Annotated in this window: 14 protein-coding genes; 7 read left to right on the forward strand and 7 right to left on the reverse strand. The window is 54.1% G+C overall.

What is annotated here, in order from left to right:
* Positions 1-462 precede the first annotated feature (462 nt).
* Both H6F46_RS04230 and H6F46_RS04235 read left to right on the forward strand, forming a co-directional pair.
* The gene (locus tag H6F46_RS04230) at positions 463-1,815 is read left to right on the forward strand and encodes a DNA sulfur modification protein DndB (protein ID WP_190353695.1); all 1,353 of its coding nucleotides are present in this window, start codon (positions 463-465) and stop codon (positions 1,813-1,815) included.
* 39 nt (positions 1,816-1,854) lie between these two features.
* Positions 1,855-3,024 carry a cysteine desulfurase family protein gene (locus H6F46_RS04235; protein WP_190353696.1) on the forward strand — a complete coding sequence of 390 codons (1,170 nt, stop codon included), beginning with the start codon at positions 1,855-1,857 and terminating at the stop codon, positions 3,022-3,024.
* Positions 3,025-3,029: 5 nt separating this feature from the next.
* Here H6F46_RS04235 and H6F46_RS04240 read toward each other — a convergent pair whose 3' ends face one another.
* The gene (locus H6F46_RS04240; RefSeq protein WP_190353697.1) at positions 3,030-3,299 is read right to left on the reverse strand and encodes a hypothetical protein; all 270 of its coding nucleotides are present in this window, start codon (positions 3,297-3,299) and stop codon (positions 3,030-3,032) included.
* Positions 3,300-3,529: 230 nt separating this feature from the next.
* Here H6F46_RS04240 and H6F46_RS04245 point away from each other — a divergent pair, with 230 nt between their 5' ends.
* The 5 genes from H6F46_RS04245 (at position 3,530) to H6F46_RS04265 (ending at position 7,745) form a co-directional block, all read left to right on the forward strand.
* The gene (locus H6F46_RS04245; protein ID WP_190353698.1) at positions 3,530-3,760 is read left to right on the forward strand and encodes a helix-turn-helix transcriptional regulator; all 231 of its coding nucleotides are present in this window, start codon (positions 3,530-3,532) and stop codon (positions 3,758-3,760) included.
* A gap of 50 nt (positions 3,761-3,810) precedes the next feature.
* Complete coding sequence (locus H6F46_RS04250) at positions 3,811-4,047, forward strand: helix-turn-helix transcriptional regulator (protein WP_190353699.1); 237 nt, start codon at positions 3,811-3,813, stop codon at positions 4,045-4,047.
* 50 nt (positions 4,048-4,097) lie between these two features.
* On the forward strand, positions 4,098-4,319 hold the full coding sequence (locus tag H6F46_RS04255) for a helix-turn-helix transcriptional regulator (RefSeq protein WP_190353700.1): 222 nt from the start codon (positions 4,098-4,100) through the stop codon (positions 4,317-4,319).
* A gap of 131 nt (positions 4,320-4,450) precedes the next feature.
* Positions 4,451-5,638: an NAD(P)/FAD-dependent oxidoreductase gene (locus H6F46_RS04260; RefSeq protein WP_190353701.1), complete on the forward strand. Its 1,188-nt coding sequence runs from the start codon at positions 4,451-4,453 to the stop codon at positions 5,636-5,638.
* 172 nt (positions 5,639-5,810) lie between these two features.
* The gene (locus tag H6F46_RS04265; RefSeq protein WP_190353702.1) at positions 5,811-7,745 is read left to right on the forward strand and encodes an esterase-like activity of phytase family protein; all 1,935 of its coding nucleotides are present in this window, start codon (positions 5,811-5,813) and stop codon (positions 7,743-7,745) included.
* 150 nt (positions 7,746-7,895) lie between these two features.
* Here the strand turns inward: H6F46_RS04265 and H6F46_RS04270 are convergent, their stop codons facing one another.
* The 6 genes from H6F46_RS04270 to H6F46_RS04300 all read right to left on the reverse strand — a co-directional run bounded on the left by H6F46_RS04270 (position 7,896) and on the right by H6F46_RS04300 (position 16,288).
* A complete protein-coding gene (locus tag H6F46_RS04270; protein ID WP_190353703.1) occupies positions 7,896-8,459 on the reverse strand; it encodes a Uma2 family endonuclease in 564 nt (187 codons plus the stop codon).
* A gap of 291 nt (positions 8,460-8,750) precedes the next feature.
* Positions 8,751-9,068, reverse strand: coding sequence for an NIL domain-containing protein (locus H6F46_RS04280; protein WP_099533912.1), 318 nt, complete (start codon positions 9,066-9,068; stop codon positions 8,751-8,753).
* 94 nt (positions 9,069-9,162) lie between these two features.
* Positions 9,163-10,221: a sulfate ABC transporter substrate-binding protein gene (locus H6F46_RS04285; protein WP_190353950.1), complete on the reverse strand. Its 1,059-nt coding sequence runs from the start codon at positions 10,219-10,221 to the stop codon at positions 9,163-9,165.
* A 302-nt stretch (positions 10,222-10,523) separates the two neighbouring features.
* Positions 10,524-13,100 (reverse strand): M48 family metalloprotease, encoded by a 2,577-nt coding sequence (locus H6F46_RS04290; RefSeq protein ID WP_190353704.1) that lies wholly within the window; start codon positions 13,098-13,100, stop codon positions 10,524-10,526.
* A gap of 76 nt (positions 13,101-13,176) precedes the next feature.
* Positions 13,177-13,515, reverse strand: coding sequence for an MGMT family protein (locus H6F46_RS04295; protein WP_190353705.1), 339 nt, complete (start codon positions 13,513-13,515; stop codon positions 13,177-13,179).
* A 121-nt stretch (positions 13,516-13,636) separates the two neighbouring features.
* Positions 13,637-16,288 (reverse strand): replicative DNA helicase, encoded by a 2,652-nt coding sequence (locus H6F46_RS04300; RefSeq protein WP_190353706.1) that lies wholly within the window; start codon positions 16,286-16,288, stop codon positions 13,637-13,639.
* Between the last annotated feature and the right edge of the window lie 224 nt (positions 16,289-16,512).

The raw sequence follows: 16,512 nt of genomic DNA on the forward strand, positions 1-16,512 counted from the left end.
ATGTCCATTGGGCATCCTGCCGTGTTTATGGGCTTTGCTGTGACCGCACAGAGGGCATTCCATGGCGTGAACCTTCATCCATCAGTCTCTCTACTCTATCAATCCCACATTAGATTGACGTACGACCACCCTTTCCACCTACTATTCACTTAATACTTTACATTGGTAAGGCAGCTCCAGGGTTTTTGTCGGAGCGTTTTGACTCCTATCTGAAAGAAAAAAATAGCTCAAAAGCCCGTAAAAAACTCAGCTTTATGTTGAATAAATACGAAAATCAGCTTTTCTTCTGGTGGGCTGCATTGCCTCGGCTTTACGTTGATGTTGTTGAGGAACATTTACTTATGTGCTGCCAGCCTCCGTGCAATGAAAGAATACCCTCAAGAGAACGTTTATGGGGTACATTTAGAGAAGCTTTCTAGATTCAATTTTGGCTTTTAAAGACAAGCTATTGAGGAGCTAATTATGTCTCACTATGTTGCGGCGATTGAAGCACGGATGGGCGACTGGCGTTACTATGTCACCGTCATGAACCTTGGAGAAATTGCTGCTAGATGCCAACTAGCAGAGGAGATTCATGCCAATCAAGATCTCGATGACATGATTCAGCGTGAGATTTCTGATCGTGTTCAGAAGGAAATGGTTCCCTACCTTCTGAACAACTCACAGCGCTTTTACGGTGCTTTGGTCGTCGCAGTGTATGGCGGAGAGCCTGAGTTTTCTATAGTTAAAGTCACTGAACATGAGCTGATTGATGATGTAGAAGACAAGCATAGTTATGGCTTTGGTCTATTGAGATTTGATGGTAGCCAAGCTTACTATGCTTTAGACGGTCAGCACCGTTTAAAGTCAATTCAAGAAGCAGTGAAGAAAAATCCTGATCTGCGCAAAGAACAAATTGCAGTCATCCTCTTGAAGCATGAAAATACGCAATCTGGTCTTGAAAGAACTCGTCGATTATTCTCCACGCTAAATCGACGTGCCAAGCCAACATCATCAGGGGTGAACATTGCAATTGATGAGGATGATCCAATCGCAATAGTCACCAGAAGATTGGTGAAAGAGAACGGCTACCTCTCGTCCCTTGTCCATTGCAAGAATCTTGGTTCAAAAACATTATCATCAGCTAAAAGTAACGATCCTTATGTAACGACGATTTCATCTCTTTATGATACTAATGAAATCTTTCTTGCCGCTTACAATAGTGGACTAGAAATCAGCCCAAAGTTCAAGCAATTTCGACCTTCCGAGGATGAGCTAGACGCTTACTACAATTTCTTGGAGGATTTGTGGACACATCTCCTAGAGTCTGCGCCGGGTTTCGATGAAGTACTTAATGGGCGGAGAAAGCCAGGTGACTTGAGAAAAGCCGTTGACTCTGAAGGCTTTATTAAAGTTGATGATCAAGGTAAAGCCATTTCAGGTGGTAATGTTCTTGCACGTCCTATTGGTCAGTTTATTGTTGCAGAGACTATGAAGCGTGCTGGAATACAAGGCAAGTCCATGAAGGATTGCGCAACGGCTATCTTGAGTAGCATCTCAATGGATATTGATGATGCACCTTGGGAAAATGTCATCTGGAATCCAGGGACAAGGACTATCAACGGTAATAAAGCTGGGCGACGATTATCAGTTGATATAATTTCCCACGCACTAGGATTGAAAACACAAGTCAAGGTGAGTGAGTTGCGTCAACAGTATCGGGACATGATCAACAATCCCAAAGCTAGTCTTCTATCACCAATCGAGTGGAGTGGTCGCCAATCACTGACCAGTGAGGAGTCGTCTGTAGAAACTCAACCTGGCACTACACCTTAACTGTCGTTTTCAATTCAAGGATCTAAGAAATTGTCCTAAATGATCTCCTTGAGTTCAGAGCCTATCTACTTTGACTATCATGCAACAACGCCGATCGATCCGCGTGTTTTGGATGTGATCGCCCCTTTCCATACTCACCACTATGGAAACCCTAGCAGTAATGATCATTTGTGGGGAGATCATGCAGAAACTGCGGTCAAATTGGCTAGTCAGCAGATTGGACAACTGATTAATAGCAACCCACGCCAAATCATCTTTACTTCCGGCGCTACCGAAAGCCTGAATCTTGCGATTCAAGGCACAATTGCTGCACTTTCTCCTAGAAATCAACTGCCCCGTGTTGCAACATTAACCGTTGAGCACAAAGCAGTTCTAGATACCTGCTATGCCCTAGCTCGACAAAAAAGAATCGAACATATCTTGATCCCTGTAGACAAACAGGCACGCCTTAATCTTGACGACTTGGATAAACTTTGTGCAGAGCAACTGGATTTACTTTGCATCATGGCAGCCAACAATGAAGTTGGCACAATCTATCCTGTAGCTCAAATTGCGGCGATCGCCCAAAGCCATCAAACTCCCTACCTCTGTGATGCTACACAGGCTCTTGGAAAAATCCCCCTCGATTTTGATGGCTGGGGAGTCACGATGTTAGCGATCTCAGGACATAAATGCTATGGACCCAAAGGCATCGGAGCCTTGATTGTCCAGCGTGGACATAGGATTGCGCCTCTTTTTTATGGTGGTGGTCAGCAAAATGGTCTTCGGCCAGGCACATTCAACGTGCCAGGAATTGTTGGTTTTGGTGAAACCTGCCGACTACGAGCTAGCGAAATGCAAGAGGATGAATGGCGCATTGCTCAACAGCGCGATCGCCTACAAACATTGCTAGAAGCGCAAATTCCCGGCTTGGCAGTTAACGGTGATCTCAAAAATCGCCTTGCCGGAAATTTACATATTTGCGTACCTGGTCTTCCCAACGGGGCAATTGTTGCGCGAGTTCGTCAGCAGCTTGCTATTGCCACAGGCTCTGCTTGTACCAGCGGCGTTGAAGCGCCTTCCCATGTTTTGCAGGCAATGCAGTTGCCCAGCGACCACCTAGAAGGCGCAATTCGGATCGGCCTTGGTAAATTCACGACCGATGATGAAATTGATCGCGCTGCTCAACTCCTCAGCAACGCGATCGGTCAAATTCGAGCCTTACTCTAGACTGCTCAACTCAACGACAACAGCCGCCTCAGCAAGCTCATCACCTCACCGGGATTTTGGGTCGGCTGCATCGGTGACCACTCATACAACTCCGCAAAGCCGCGCAGATACAACACTCGAATCGTGTTTTCCACCGCACGCGGCGACCCAATCACCATCACTTTCACCGTTTCGCGCCCATCCAATCGCGCGGGCAGGGAATCGAGCGCGAATTGCCCCTCAGTCAAGGATTCCGGGGCGATCGGCGTTTCCACAAAGTCAGTTACAGTCGTCATGGCCGTTCCTCCTGAAATGAATTGGCCGTTGGCACAAGCAAAGCAAGATCAATGAGGCATCAGTCTCTATCCCCCGTTGAATGTGGGATGTACAACAGCTTTGTCAAATCTCACTTACTTGGACTTGCCTTAAGTTTAATAGTCCAATCTGTATACGTCAACCGATCAATTTACTAGTCCAAATGGTAGCCAATTTACGAAACCTATAGGCTTTTGAGAGGATTGAGCCTATGGGGAAAGCCGGACAAGTTTTAAAGCAAGTTTTGACCTCGCACGAGGTCAGTCAGTATGCTCTCGCTGCCAGATTGAATATCGAGCGAACCACCGTATATCGCTGGTGCAATGGCGTTCGCGACCCTAGCGGTGACACGATCGTGGCGATCGTCACAGCCTTAAAAAAGCTAAATCCAGAAGCAGCGCGGGATTTCGTGCGGTTATATTTGGGCGAAATTGTGGAATAGCCGATCGCCCCACCCACTGTTCAACTCAACGACAACGGCAAGATTGGGGCATGGGGAAAGCAGGCAAAGCACTCAAGCAAGTCCTCGAGACTTACGGAATTACTCAGGGAAAGGTCTCCTCAGCCCTGGAAATTAGCACCTCGAACGTTTATCGCTGGTGCAACGAGGTGCGCGACCCAACCGCTGAACGGGTTTACGAATTGGCTCAGGCACTTCAGGAGATTGATCCAGCCGCCGCTCGGGACTTTGTGCGGTTATATTTGGGCGAATTCTTAGAGGAGCGTTAGCGATCGGGATCGCATTTACGGAAACTCCAACCTTTGCGACGATCGAGGGCATGGGACGTGCCGGACAAGCACTGAGAGCAATCCACAACATCAGCCAAAATCGACTGGCTGTTGAGCTGGGGTTGCGGCGATCAGTGCCCTATCGTTGGGTTCATGAGCTGAGCGATCCCACAGGCGCAACGATCGTGGCGATCGTCACAGCCTTAAAAAAGCTAAATCCAGAAGCAGCGCGGGATTTCGTGCGGCTATATTTGGGCGAAATCGTGGAATAGCCGATCGCCCATTTTTTTGAGTTTTTAGCCCCCAGCGCCTCCAATTTTGGCAAGTTGACGATCGGGCAATCTAAGAAGATCAATAGACAGTATTCAAGCTTCAAAAAAGATTTGCCCTTCAATCCACTGCTATGGAAACCAATGTTTTAGTCGTCGGAGCTGGGCCGGCAGGCGTGGCCAGCTCAATCACCCTCAGTCAGCGGGGAATTGACCATGTGCTGATCGATCGCGCCGTTTTTCCCCGCGACAAAGTGGACGGCAATGCCTTTGGCCAGGATCTGTTGGCCGCGCTCAATCGCCTCAATCGCCCTGATTTGGCAGCAGCCCTCCTCGCCAGCCCCGACCTGTTGCCTTGTCCGGCCGGCGCTTGGATTTTCAGCGATCGGGGCGATCGCTACCAACCCCCCTTGCCCCACCCGGCCGACCAAGCCCCGATTTACACCATGGATCGCCAGGCCATGGATGCCCTGCTGTTAGGGTTTGTGGATCGATCGACTGCGGATCTGCGGCTGGGCTGTGAATTGGTGACCCTAGAACCGGCCGGCGATCGGTTGGCGGCAGTGGTGAAAATCGGTGAGCAAACGGAAACCCTGCACACCAAGCTCGTGATTGGAGCCGATGGGGCCCGATCGCGCGTGGCCAGCCTGTTGCTGAACCAAACCGAAGACCCCACCGATCGGGCCCTGACGCTCCACCGCTACTACCGCAACGTGGCCAGCTTCGAGCAGCCTCACATCGAAGCACACTACATTCAGCCCCTCTTGCCGGGCTTTGTGTTCATTGCTCCCTTGGCCCATGGGCGGTTCAAAGTTGGCTTGGGCACTAGGGCCGATCGAATTGGTAACGACCCCGCCCGCCTGTCCGGGTTGCTGTCGGAAGTGATTGCCGCCAAACCCTGGTTGCGGGAACGCTTGGCAACCGCAGAACCCATCAGTGAGCCGGAAACCTGGCCCATGACCTTTGGCGGCTCGGCCCAGATCCGCCGATCGGGCGATCGGGTGTTGCTGGCGGGCGACGCGGCCGGCCTGTGCAATCCACTAACGGGGTTTGGTACGGCCAAGGCGATCGACTCGGGGCGGCTGGCGGCAGCCGTGGCCGCAACGGCCATCCGAGTTGGCCAGTTCGATCGCGCAGCCCTCTCCGCTTACGATCGCGACTTGCAACGACTGTTTGATCAGGAGTTTGTCCTGTCCCGTCGGATCAATCGCTGGAACCAGTCTCCTTGGTTGATGAACTTCCTGACCGGGCGATCGCTCCCTCGGCGCTTGCTGCAATCGGCAAAAACGCTTCGCCGTTGGGATGCCTTGGTGCAGGTTTAAGCAGGGGCGATCGGTTGCCCTGGGGTCAGTGGCCTTGAGCCTGAATGCGCAGATTAAGCAAACAGCAATCCAGTGTTAATGGTTGCTTAAGCCCAGACCGATAGAGTGGCCAAGCTCCAAGGCGCGATTCGATCGCTTGGGAGCCTCTGCCCACCATTGTTTCCTGTGCTGTATGGCCACCACAATTTCAACCTTCGATTGGAATAACCGTCCGCTGTTGGGCACAACAGCCACGACCAACCCCCGCAACCCTTCCCAAACCACGCCCGGTCAACAGATTTTTCTGGGCGGGTTTTCCGGGTTAGCCTTCGAGGGAAGAGATGCCAACGGGCGGTTGCAATTCCTGACCCATACTGATCGCGGCCCCAATGGTGAACCCACCAACCTGTTGCGCGACGTGCCCGGCAACGAGCGCCCCTTCGCACTGCCCGATTTTCAGCCGCAGTTAATTCGCTTTTCCTTGGATCCGGCCACTCGCACCTTCACCCTCACCGAGACGATCGGGCTGAAGGCCGCCGACAATCGCCCGATCACCGGCCTGCCCAACTTGCAAGCGGCCGCCTCCGGTGCAGCCTACACGGACGAAGTGCCCGTGGACTTGTTTGGCAACCGGCTCACAAATGACCCCGTAGGCATTGACTCGGAAGGGGTGGTGGTGGCCCCCGATGGGTCGTTCTGGATGGTGGATGAATATCGCCCCGCCATCTATCAGTTCGATCGCACCGGCAAACTCCTCAACCGCTTCATTCCCCAAGGAACCGCCGCCGCCGCTCAACAACCCACCGGCACATTTGGCACGGAAATCTTACCCGCCGTCTATGGGTCGCGCCGGGCCAATCGAGGGTTTGAAGCCGTGGCCTTGGATGGCAACAAACTCTATGCCTTCATCCAAAGCGCGATCGACAATCCCGACAGCACCGCCGACACCACCTCCCGAGGATCGCGCAACCTGCGGATTGTGCAGTTGGACATCAGCACCCGCGAAGTGACCGCCGAATATCTCTACATCCTCGATGACATCACCCGCAGTGGCGATGGCCGCACCGACAAAATTGGGGATGCCGTGGCGATCGGGGGCGGTCAATTTGCCGTCATTGAACGCGACGACCTGACCGACAACAGCTCCAACAAATTGATCTATCAGATCGACCTGGCTGGCGCGACCAACATCAACTCCCCCGCCAACTTGCGTCAACTGCCCCCCGGCAAAACGATCGAGCAGCTAACCTACGCAGAACTGAAAGCGGCCGGCATTGAACCCGTTGCCAAGCGTCTGCTCGTGAACGCCGCCGAAGCGGGCTATGTGAACGTGGACAAACCCGAAGGCCTGGCGCGGGTTGATGCCAACACCCTCGCGATCGTCAACGACAACGACTTCGGCTTGGCGGCCGACACCCTGCCCGGCAACGGAACCGTGCCCTTTGAAACGGAAGTCACCCCCGTGCGATTGGGCCTGATTCGGTTTGATGAGGCCCTGCCCGTAGCGCGGGAATTTCGCGGCACCAACGCCGCCGATCGACTCGATGCACGGGGTGGCGACAACCTAGTTTTCGGCAACCAGGGCAACGACAGCCTCGCGGGCAACCAGGGCAACGACACCCTCTACGGCAACCAGGGCAACGATTTCCTGCGCGGTGGTCAAGATGTCGATGTCTTGTTTGGTGGCCAGGGCGATGACCAACTGTTTGGCGACCTGGGCAGCGATTCCCTGTCGGGCGACCTGGGCAACGACACCCTGACGGGCGCGGGCCTCGACAGTCTCCGGGGCACTGGCGAAATCGACACCCTCGTCGGCGGAGCCGGTAGTGATTTGTTTGTGCTGGGCAACAGCAGCGGCGCGTTTTACAGCAACACCAACAACAGCAATCCCGGCTTGGGTGACTACGCCCTGATCACGGACTTCAGCCCCACGGACGATCGCCTGCAACTAACCAGCGGAGCCACCTACGTTCTCGGTACTACCACCGTGGATGCCACGGCCCTGGGTCTGTTCATCGACAATGACGGCACGGCGGGCCTCAGCGGCGGCGATGAACTGATTGGGGTGTTGCGCGGTCGCTCAACGGCGGAAGCCAGCGCGATCGCCAGTCGATTCCTACTGGTCTAGATCGGTTCCTCTCGCTCGGGTCTCTCGTTTTCACAGGGGGCAACGGCCCCTTGTGAAGCCCCCAAAAACCAAGCATTTCATCGTTTCGGTAAGGGGTTATCTTTTGCAGATTGCCGCTCGCTGGACTGCATTGGCAATCCGCCAGCGAAATTAGCCCGCAAGATCCGTATCCTCATAAATATCCGCGATCGCGATCGAAGCATTAACGCTCATCAATTGCACCGGATCGCTGGGGTTTGCCAGTTGCCATTCACCGTGATCGCTCTTTTGAAACACCTCGATCGCCTGGCAATCCGTCGAAACGAGCACGTATTCAGTCAGGCTGGGAATGGTTCGGTAGTCGGCGAATTTTTCAGTGCGATCGAACCGGGCTGTGCTGGGCGACAGCACTTCGATAATCAGGCGCGGATAACTAATATATTGCTCGTTATTCGGGCGATCGCGATCGTCGCAAGTCACCACAACATCGGGATAGTAGAAAGCGTTACTTGCCTCAATTCGCAGCTTCATTCCTACCAAGAAAACACGACAACCAGAACCCCGAAGCTGAGTTTTCAGGGCAACGAGTAAGTTACCAATAATTGCGTTGTGGTTGCGTGTGCCACCTGTCATGGCAAAGACTTCACCATCGCGGTATTCGTGGCGGATTGGGCTGATTTCTTCGGCAGCAAGGTAATCAGCCGGGCTGATATATAGCGGATCGGTGGCGAGCATGATGAGTCTGGTAGGGCATGGCTCGATCGTAGCAAGTCATAAATCCTGATCTCATCACCATCAAGCTTGGGATTGACCATCAAAGATGTATGAATATCGCTTCCCCGAAACAACAAAAATGGTTTGGCATGAAGCGCAAATGCCAAACCATCATGATTCAGTTTTATGCTGTTTTGACCGCTCATGGGCGCGATCAGGAGTGCGGGAAAGGAAGTGAAAAAAGACACCATGAAACGGCGATCGAGCGGGTTCAGAACGCCATAAGCAGAGTGGCATGGTTCAGCTCAGAAGTCAAATTCCGTCCGGATCCCCATCATCACGCCACACTTCCAGATCCAAATCGTTGAAATACAGCAAGGCGCTTTGAATTTGAGCGTTGGAACCGCTGAGTTCTAAGTCAAACCAACCATCGCTCTCTTGGTCGGATCCCAGCAGGGCTGCCAGCACATTCACCGTCAGCCCAAACCGGGAAATGATGGTGGAAATGACGGGATCGGGACGATAGTTACTGGGCACACGGATGCGCACCCGGACTTGCGATCGATGCCCCGGTTCTGAGTCGATCGGGGAATTCGTGACCGGAGAATTGGTGTGGATGGGGTCAGTCATCGGATTGCCTCCCGTCCAAAATCGGGATTGTGGGAATGGTGCGGGGCGATCGCGCTGGAGCCGTTGAGATCCATGGGCGATCGCCCCCCAAAACCTATTGCTTGGTTTGGATCTTGTCGAAAATGGCTCCATCGGCAAAGAACTGCTTTTGGACGGCATCCCAACCACCCAGTTCCTTAACCGTGAAGAGTTTGGTCACCTTGCCAAAGCGATCGCTAAACTGCGCTTCAATGGCCGGGTCGATCGGGCGGAACCCTGCTTCCGCAAAGGCTTTTTGGGCTTCGGGGGTGTAAAGGAACTTCACGAAGGCTTCTGCTACCTCCCGAGTACCCCGTTTGTCCACCACCTGATCCACCACAGCCACGGGGCTATCGATCGAAATATTCGTCGCCGGAACCACGTAATCGACCTTTTGGCCCTTGGCTTGGGCCAACAGCAGTTCGTTTTCGTAGTTAATCAGCACATCGCCTTGGTTTTGCTTCAAAAACACGTCCGTGGCTTCTCGCGCATCCCGAGGCAAAATCGGCACATTGGCATACACCGACTTCACGAAGGATTCTGCCTTCTCCGGTGTGCCGCCCGTTTGGGTCACTGCGCCCCATAGCACCAGGAAATTCCAACGGGCCCCGCCCGAGGTTTTGGGGTTGGCGGTAATCACCTTCAATCCCGGCTTGGCCAAGTCGGGCCAATCTTTCACGCCCTTGGGGTTGCCCGGCCGGGTCACCAGGGCCGCCACGGACTTGTGCACGATCGCGTCGTTCGGCGCTTCCTGTTGCCAACCGGGTTCAATTAACTTAGCCTTTTCAATTTTTTCCACATCCTGACCCAATGCCAGGGCCACCACATCCGCTTCCAAACCATCGATTACGGCACGGGTTTGGGAGCCAGAACCGCCATAGCTTTGGTTAATTTTGACCGTTTGGCCCCGTTCTTTTTGCCACTTTTCGACAAAGAGCGGAATGATTTTTTCATAGGCCGATCGGGTCACGGCATAGGACACCAAGGTAATTTCGATCGGTTCGTTATTAGCAGCCGATGCGTTGGCCGCTGGTGTGCCCGTCGCGGGCGAGCTACCGGCAGCCGGGGAGCCGTTGGCGTTGGGATTGTTGGAGCCAGTGCAGGCGGAAATCATCCCACTCGCGAGCAAACCCATGCCCAAGCAGGCAAGCAGGCGGCGGCGGCTGGGGCGATTTAAGCGAAAAGGCACAGTCACGATGCAAAACTCCTTGCAATTAACCCTGTTTAAGCGTGGGTCGCAGGGTGGGGTAAAAAAATCGGGGGTGGGGTGATTGTACGCCCCGAATTGAATTTCCAGTAAATCAGTCGGTTTACCGGAGATTAAATCGCCTCTGAGAATAACCCATGTTGATCCAAAAGTCCAGATACCCGATCGAGTTACCGGTGTTTTGATTGCAAGGGGCTTGGTCAGGGCAGCCACACCAGTAAAACTCGCCCCTAAAACCAGCGATAGCGCATCAGAATACTGAAACCGATGGCCACGGCGATCGCCCCCAGGAGCACCGATCGCAAGGGATGGGCATCGGGTGAAACCAGGCTGGTGGTGCTGGTGAGCCGACCCTGCACGAGATTCAGGCTTTCCACGTCAATCCAAGGAATGCCGCCCCGCCGCAGCCAACCGGTGACCATCACGGGGCTGCCGATCGGGAGTTCTTGGCGACTTTGACGGATCAAGGTTCCCAGCCAACCCCAACGGCTGGCCAGGTGCAAGGGCAAGAGGCCGCTGGGGGTTTGTAGCCACAGATCTTGCCATAGTCCATTGGCCCAGCCCGATCGCCCCAGGAGTCGTCCTGATACTTTCACCATCACCGCATCGATCGGGAGGGCGTTGGGTTCGGCCAAGGCGCTGGCCAGGGGCGGCCCATCCGCATGATTAAAGATCAGGGGTAAGCGGCCGCGAATTTCTGGAAAGAAGGCATTCAGCCGCAGGAAAATCCCCAGTCCGCAACCCATCCAGGCCAGGCCCCACAGCAGGGAGCGATCGGCCCACATCCAGCCGATCGGGTGGTTCAACAGCCGCCCCAATCCCCCAATCACCCACAGCAGCAGCGCCACCCCCACGCCGGCCACCATGCCCACCCAAGGCCCGGACTGTAGCCAAAGGGTTTGAGGGGTGGTGGGTCTCAGGGGGCGGGCCCGGGGCAAGGGTGGCAAGTAGCGTTGTTGTTGGTCTTGGGCCGCTCGATCGCTGGCTTCAAATTCCGGTTCCAATCGCCAGCGCACGGCCAATTCCGCCAGGGTGGCCATTCGCTGGCCCGTGAGCGGATGGGTGTGATTGAGCTGGAGCCAAGTGCGATAGGGATTGCGTCGGCCCCAGGCCCACAGGGGTTCGGGGGGCGCGATCGGGTGGAAGCTGCCTTCAATGGCGGCACAGGTGGGGCTGAAGGGCAACAACAGCTCGATCGCCACCAACCAAGGGGATAGGGCCCGGTTCGCGATCGCCTGTTCCGCCACTGCCACACCGCACTTAACCAGGGCCCGCGCCAGGGCATTGGGATCCCCCGTTTCGGCGGCCCCGAGCCGATCGGCTTCGGCCTGGCGCGATCGACTCCAACCAAACAGGGCCCAACGCTCCACCCGATACAGCCCATAGGCCAGGGCCGACAAACCCACCGCCCCCAGCTTGGCGGGCCAAAGCTGCCAGGTTTCCGCCAATTGCGCCGCCCATTGATGCAAACCATAGGGCAGCAGCAACACCACCGTGGCCCAACTGGCGATCGCGCTGTCGCCGCGATCAATTTGGCTATATTGAGCGGCCACCAAAGTTGCCAGTTCTCCATCACTCAGACCATCGATCGCCCCTTGACTAATGGCTAGGCGAGCTTGGGCCGGCAACCAACCGTAGACCACCACCACCGGCAGATCCGTGGTTAGCAACCGGAGATAGGGAACCGGGCGATTGCGCGATCGCACCAGTCGCTGCAACAGGCGCGCCGTTTCCGGCCGCTGGGCAGACAGTTCTGAGAACTTGCGTGTTTGGCTGCCCCAACGGTGCATCACCTCATCCAACAGCCAGGGCGACCCCAAAAACAGCAGCCCCAAGGCAATCCAAGCCGAAACTGAGGGATCATCGGTGATGTAGGGCGTGGCCTCTCCCCAAATGGGCAACCAAGGCAACAAAACCGACAGCCAATCCAGCAGTTTGTTATAGGTGGCGGTTCCCAACAGGACAGACTGTTGCACGATCCAGGCCAAAAGCACGATCGCGATCGCCTGGCTCACCAACCGCTGACCCCAAGGCCTTGGGGTCAAAGCAGTGCGGCGATCGGCTCGGCCCCCGTTGCGCCATTGAACGCTATAGGGTTCGGGGGTTTGGGCATCCGTCGCCGCCGGGGGTTGCGCTTCCGGTGCAGTCGTCTCTACCGTTGTCACCACCGCCATCACGGCCGGCGGGCGATCGGGATTGGGAGACAAAGGCGGGGAACCAGCTACGGCACTTGGGGGACGATCCGATTTCGATGGGGATGTAGGTGCGGTTGCAGGGGCGATCGCCGGATTCGTCCCCGGGTCAGCGCTCGCAGATCCCGATGAGGAGGCCAAAGCAGAAGACCCCGAGGCTGGAGACCCCAAAGCTGGCGATCCGGGATGAGGATTCAACGCCACCCGCACCACCTGGGTTCGCTTCCCGATCGCCTGGGGATCCGTTAGGGGCACAAATCCCGCATTTCCCGCTTCCAGGGGCACAAATCCCGGATCCTCGGCGGCTTTGGGTTTTGGGGTGGGCGGCGGTGGGGGCGGCGGTTTCAGTTGAGATCGCGCTTGGGTTGCCCATTGGCGCACCTGGGGGTTGGGATGGTTCAGCAGCGATTCACAAAGGGCGATCGCCTTGACCCATTGCCCCACAGCTCGATAGGCCCCCACGAGGGCCGCCTGGGCCCGAGCCTGCTCTGCCCCCGTCAAGGTGGCGCTGGCCGTTTCCAATGGGGCGATCGCCGCCGCCGGTTGCCCCTGCTTCAGGGCCGCCAAACCCGCTTGGAGCTGCGATCGCGCCCCCTCTGCCCCCAACTCCGCCATAGTTTCAACCCAAAACTAGCCAACCCAAGACGCAGAATTCGACGGTTGCTCAACCGTTCAACTTCCGAATCCAAATCTAAAGGCTAGTGTGCCCATCAGGCTCCCCCGGCCGCCACCGATAGACCCGCAAATTGACCCGATCGGCTGCATCAAACTGCACCCCCTCCCGTTCCAGCAACGCCCGCTGCAAATAATCATTGCCCTGCCGAAACGGTGAGTAGGAAATTTCCCCCCGCACATTCACGACCCGTTGCCAAGGAATGTCTCGATCATCCCCCGCCACCCGCGCCAGGGCATAGCCCACCAACCGCGCCTTGCCCGCCAAGTTGGCCAGCTCGGCCACTTGCCCATAGGTTGCCACCTTGCCCGGGGGAATTTGCTGAACCACCGCATAAATTTGGGCATAAACCGTCATTGAATTGCCATTGCTCCTCAACCGCCCGATCGCTATTCAATCCGATACTCAAGCCAAGATCAAAGCCAAAATCTAAAATCAGACTTTCAAGATATTCGCTAAGATTTCAGGCAGGTTTCACCTAGGGCTGAAAGCGGCCACCACCGCCACCAGCCATATTTTTAAATTGCGTAAACTGCGAATCAAACAATAGGCGAACTGTGCCCGTTGGGCCGTTACGGTGCTTGGTTAGCAACACTTCTGCAATTCCCCGATCGGGAGTATCTGGGTTGTAGTACTCCTCTCTATAAAGCATTAAGATTAAGTCCGCATCTTGCTCAATACTGTTATGAACAATGATGTTATTTGCCACGAAATTGTGATGCTCTGGGACTGTTAAATCAAAAACCTCTTCTTCTCCATCTGGCTCGATCGAAACCACTTCATCCCAATAGACATCACTATTAGCCAGATTTTTTAAGCTGCTCGAATCCAGAACTTCTGCAATTCTATTCAAACGTTCACGACTGAGATTCTGTTGATAAAGTGCTGTTCCACAATATCGAGTGCCCAAAGCATTTTGGAATTGTCGCTGAGTCATTCCAGACTCAGAAATTATTGCCAAAATCTGGTTTGACCAAACTCTAGACGGAATAACATCTCGATTGGTATTCGCAGAATGTGAATCAAGGTATTCACAAACCGACTGTAGAGCAGTTTGTTTTCTAATGCCATAGGCTCCAACTTGTTGAACAAAGCGACAAAGATCTTCATGACCTGTAACAACCACATGATATTGATCTCGCCCTTTACCCTTCTGAGAAATTTTCTTGAGCCTTGCATTGATGCCTAGTCTAAGCAGAAGTGTTTGTACGCCTTCTGCCAAGTGCCAACTGCTGGAAGAATAATAAGCAAGGGGGCGTAGATTTTTCCCACGCAGGAGATGAATCGAGCCGTCGGTAGCCCATAGGTGTTTCAGAAATTTGGCAATGGTCAAATCATCCTGACGAAACATCAGCTCTGGGATGTATTTTTCCCATGACCGCAATCCAAAAATTCCAAACTGATCTAGCCACTCTGCTACTGGATTCCGAACACCATGCGTTAAAGGAGTGGCAGATGATAAATAGACTTGATACCAGTTTCGCTCAGGTTTAATGCGTGCTTGGATATCGTCGCCAAACACTTGAACCGCAAGTTCTTGAACAGCGGTTGCCAAGTCTAAATCCACTGTTGTGTACTGAATCGCGTGGCGCGGAAGAGTACAACCATCACCAATGAGATGACCCATCAGGGCAACTTCTGGCTGTGTGATAGTCGTAGTTTGATTCGGGGCAAGCTGGCGCGGTAGAGCAATTCTCATGCGCTGTTGCAAGCAATCGAGCCGCAGCCAGCCATCTAAAGTTAGAAATTGATGGTTAGCCGTTGCACGAATTTGACGACCCAGACGAGTTGTTAAACGGAAGACCGGTTTAATTCCTGTTGAAAAAGCATGGCTAACTCGCTTAGACTCTAGCTTCCAGGTAATTGGATTTAAAGCCAGTACAGAGAAGTTTTTTCGTCCAACGAGTTGACGAATGGGTACTCGCTGGCCGCTATCAGCCATGAGCACCAAAGTATCGCCGGTTAAGCAACCTGACTCGCGCAGATCCGACATCATTGGTCGCTTATTTGTTCGTGATTCTACGCTACGACTGAGCTGAGATAGGGCCAAGATTGGCACATTTAATTCCCGAGCCAGGGCCTTGAGCGATCGGGTAATTTTTGACAACTCCTGTACCCGGTTATCTCCGCCTCCTTCCATCAATTGCAGGTAATCAATCACAATTAGCCCCAATGCGCCGCCGCGTTCCGCTTGCAGGCGACGGGCTTTTGATCGCATTTCTGTAATTGAAATATCCGCTGTGTCGTCAATATAAAGCTTCAGATTAGAAAGACCTTGAATGGCCGACCCAATTCGCCCCCATTCGTTTTCGCTAATCCGTCCCGATCGCAGGCGATTGCTTTCAATTTGCGCTTCGCTGGAGAGCATCCGATACATCAGTTGCTCCTTCGACATTTCCAGACTAAAAATGGCGATCGGGAGGTTATGAATTGCGGCCACATTGCGAGCCGCATTCATCACAAAGCTGGTTTTACCCATTGAGGGCCGACCCGCCACAATGATCAAATCCGATCGCTGGAATCCCTGAGTCATCGCATCTAGATCATAGAAGCCGCTGCTCAGTCCCGGCATCTGAGATTCCAGGGCCCGACTTTCCAGCTCAAAGAATGCTTCCGAGAGAATCACCTCCGCAGAAGTCAAATCGTTTTTGGCTTTGGATTGGGTGATATTAAACAGGCGCTGCTCTGCGCGATCGAGCAATTTTGCCAACTCTTCCCTATTGTCAAATGCCAACTGCGCAATATCACCGCCCACAGAAATTAGCTGTCGCCGCACATATTTATCGGCAATCAAAAGGGCATAGCGATCAATATTGACTGCGCTAACGGTGCGATCGAGCAGTTGCGATATTTTTTGCGAGCCGCCTACTTTTTCTAAGAGGTCTCGATCCTTCAACCAAGTGGTCACCGATAGCAAATCCGTAGGATTGCCCCGGGCGTGCAATTCACGCATGGCTTCAAAAATGGTGCGGTGGGCACTTAAATAAAACGCCTCCGGTGTCAGAATTTCAGCAACGCGGTTCATCGCTTCCGGATCTAGCAAAATGCCGCCGAGGATCGACTCTTCCGCGTCAATATTTTGCGGCGGCAGTCGATCGCTCACGGTCGAAAAATCAAGCGACTCACTCATATTGCAAACAAGTTTGATCGATGGGTTCGCGATCGCAAAAACAAAGAAAATAGGGAATCTAATAGGAAATTCAGGGCCATGCGCATTCTGATCGGCACTATGCCACAGAAATGGGGGCTGGAACTAGCCAGACCCCCATGGGCGTGAGTTGCTCGGAATCCCGCTGGGGATCTGAGCGATGGATAGGATATTCAGGACAGGCATGATGGAGAGCGGGCCACCAG

This window comes from Limnothrix sp. FACHB-1083 (assembly GCF_014696485.1).
GTDB lineage: Bacteria > Cyanobacteriota > Cyanobacteriia > CACIAM-69d > CACIAM-69d > CACIAM-69d.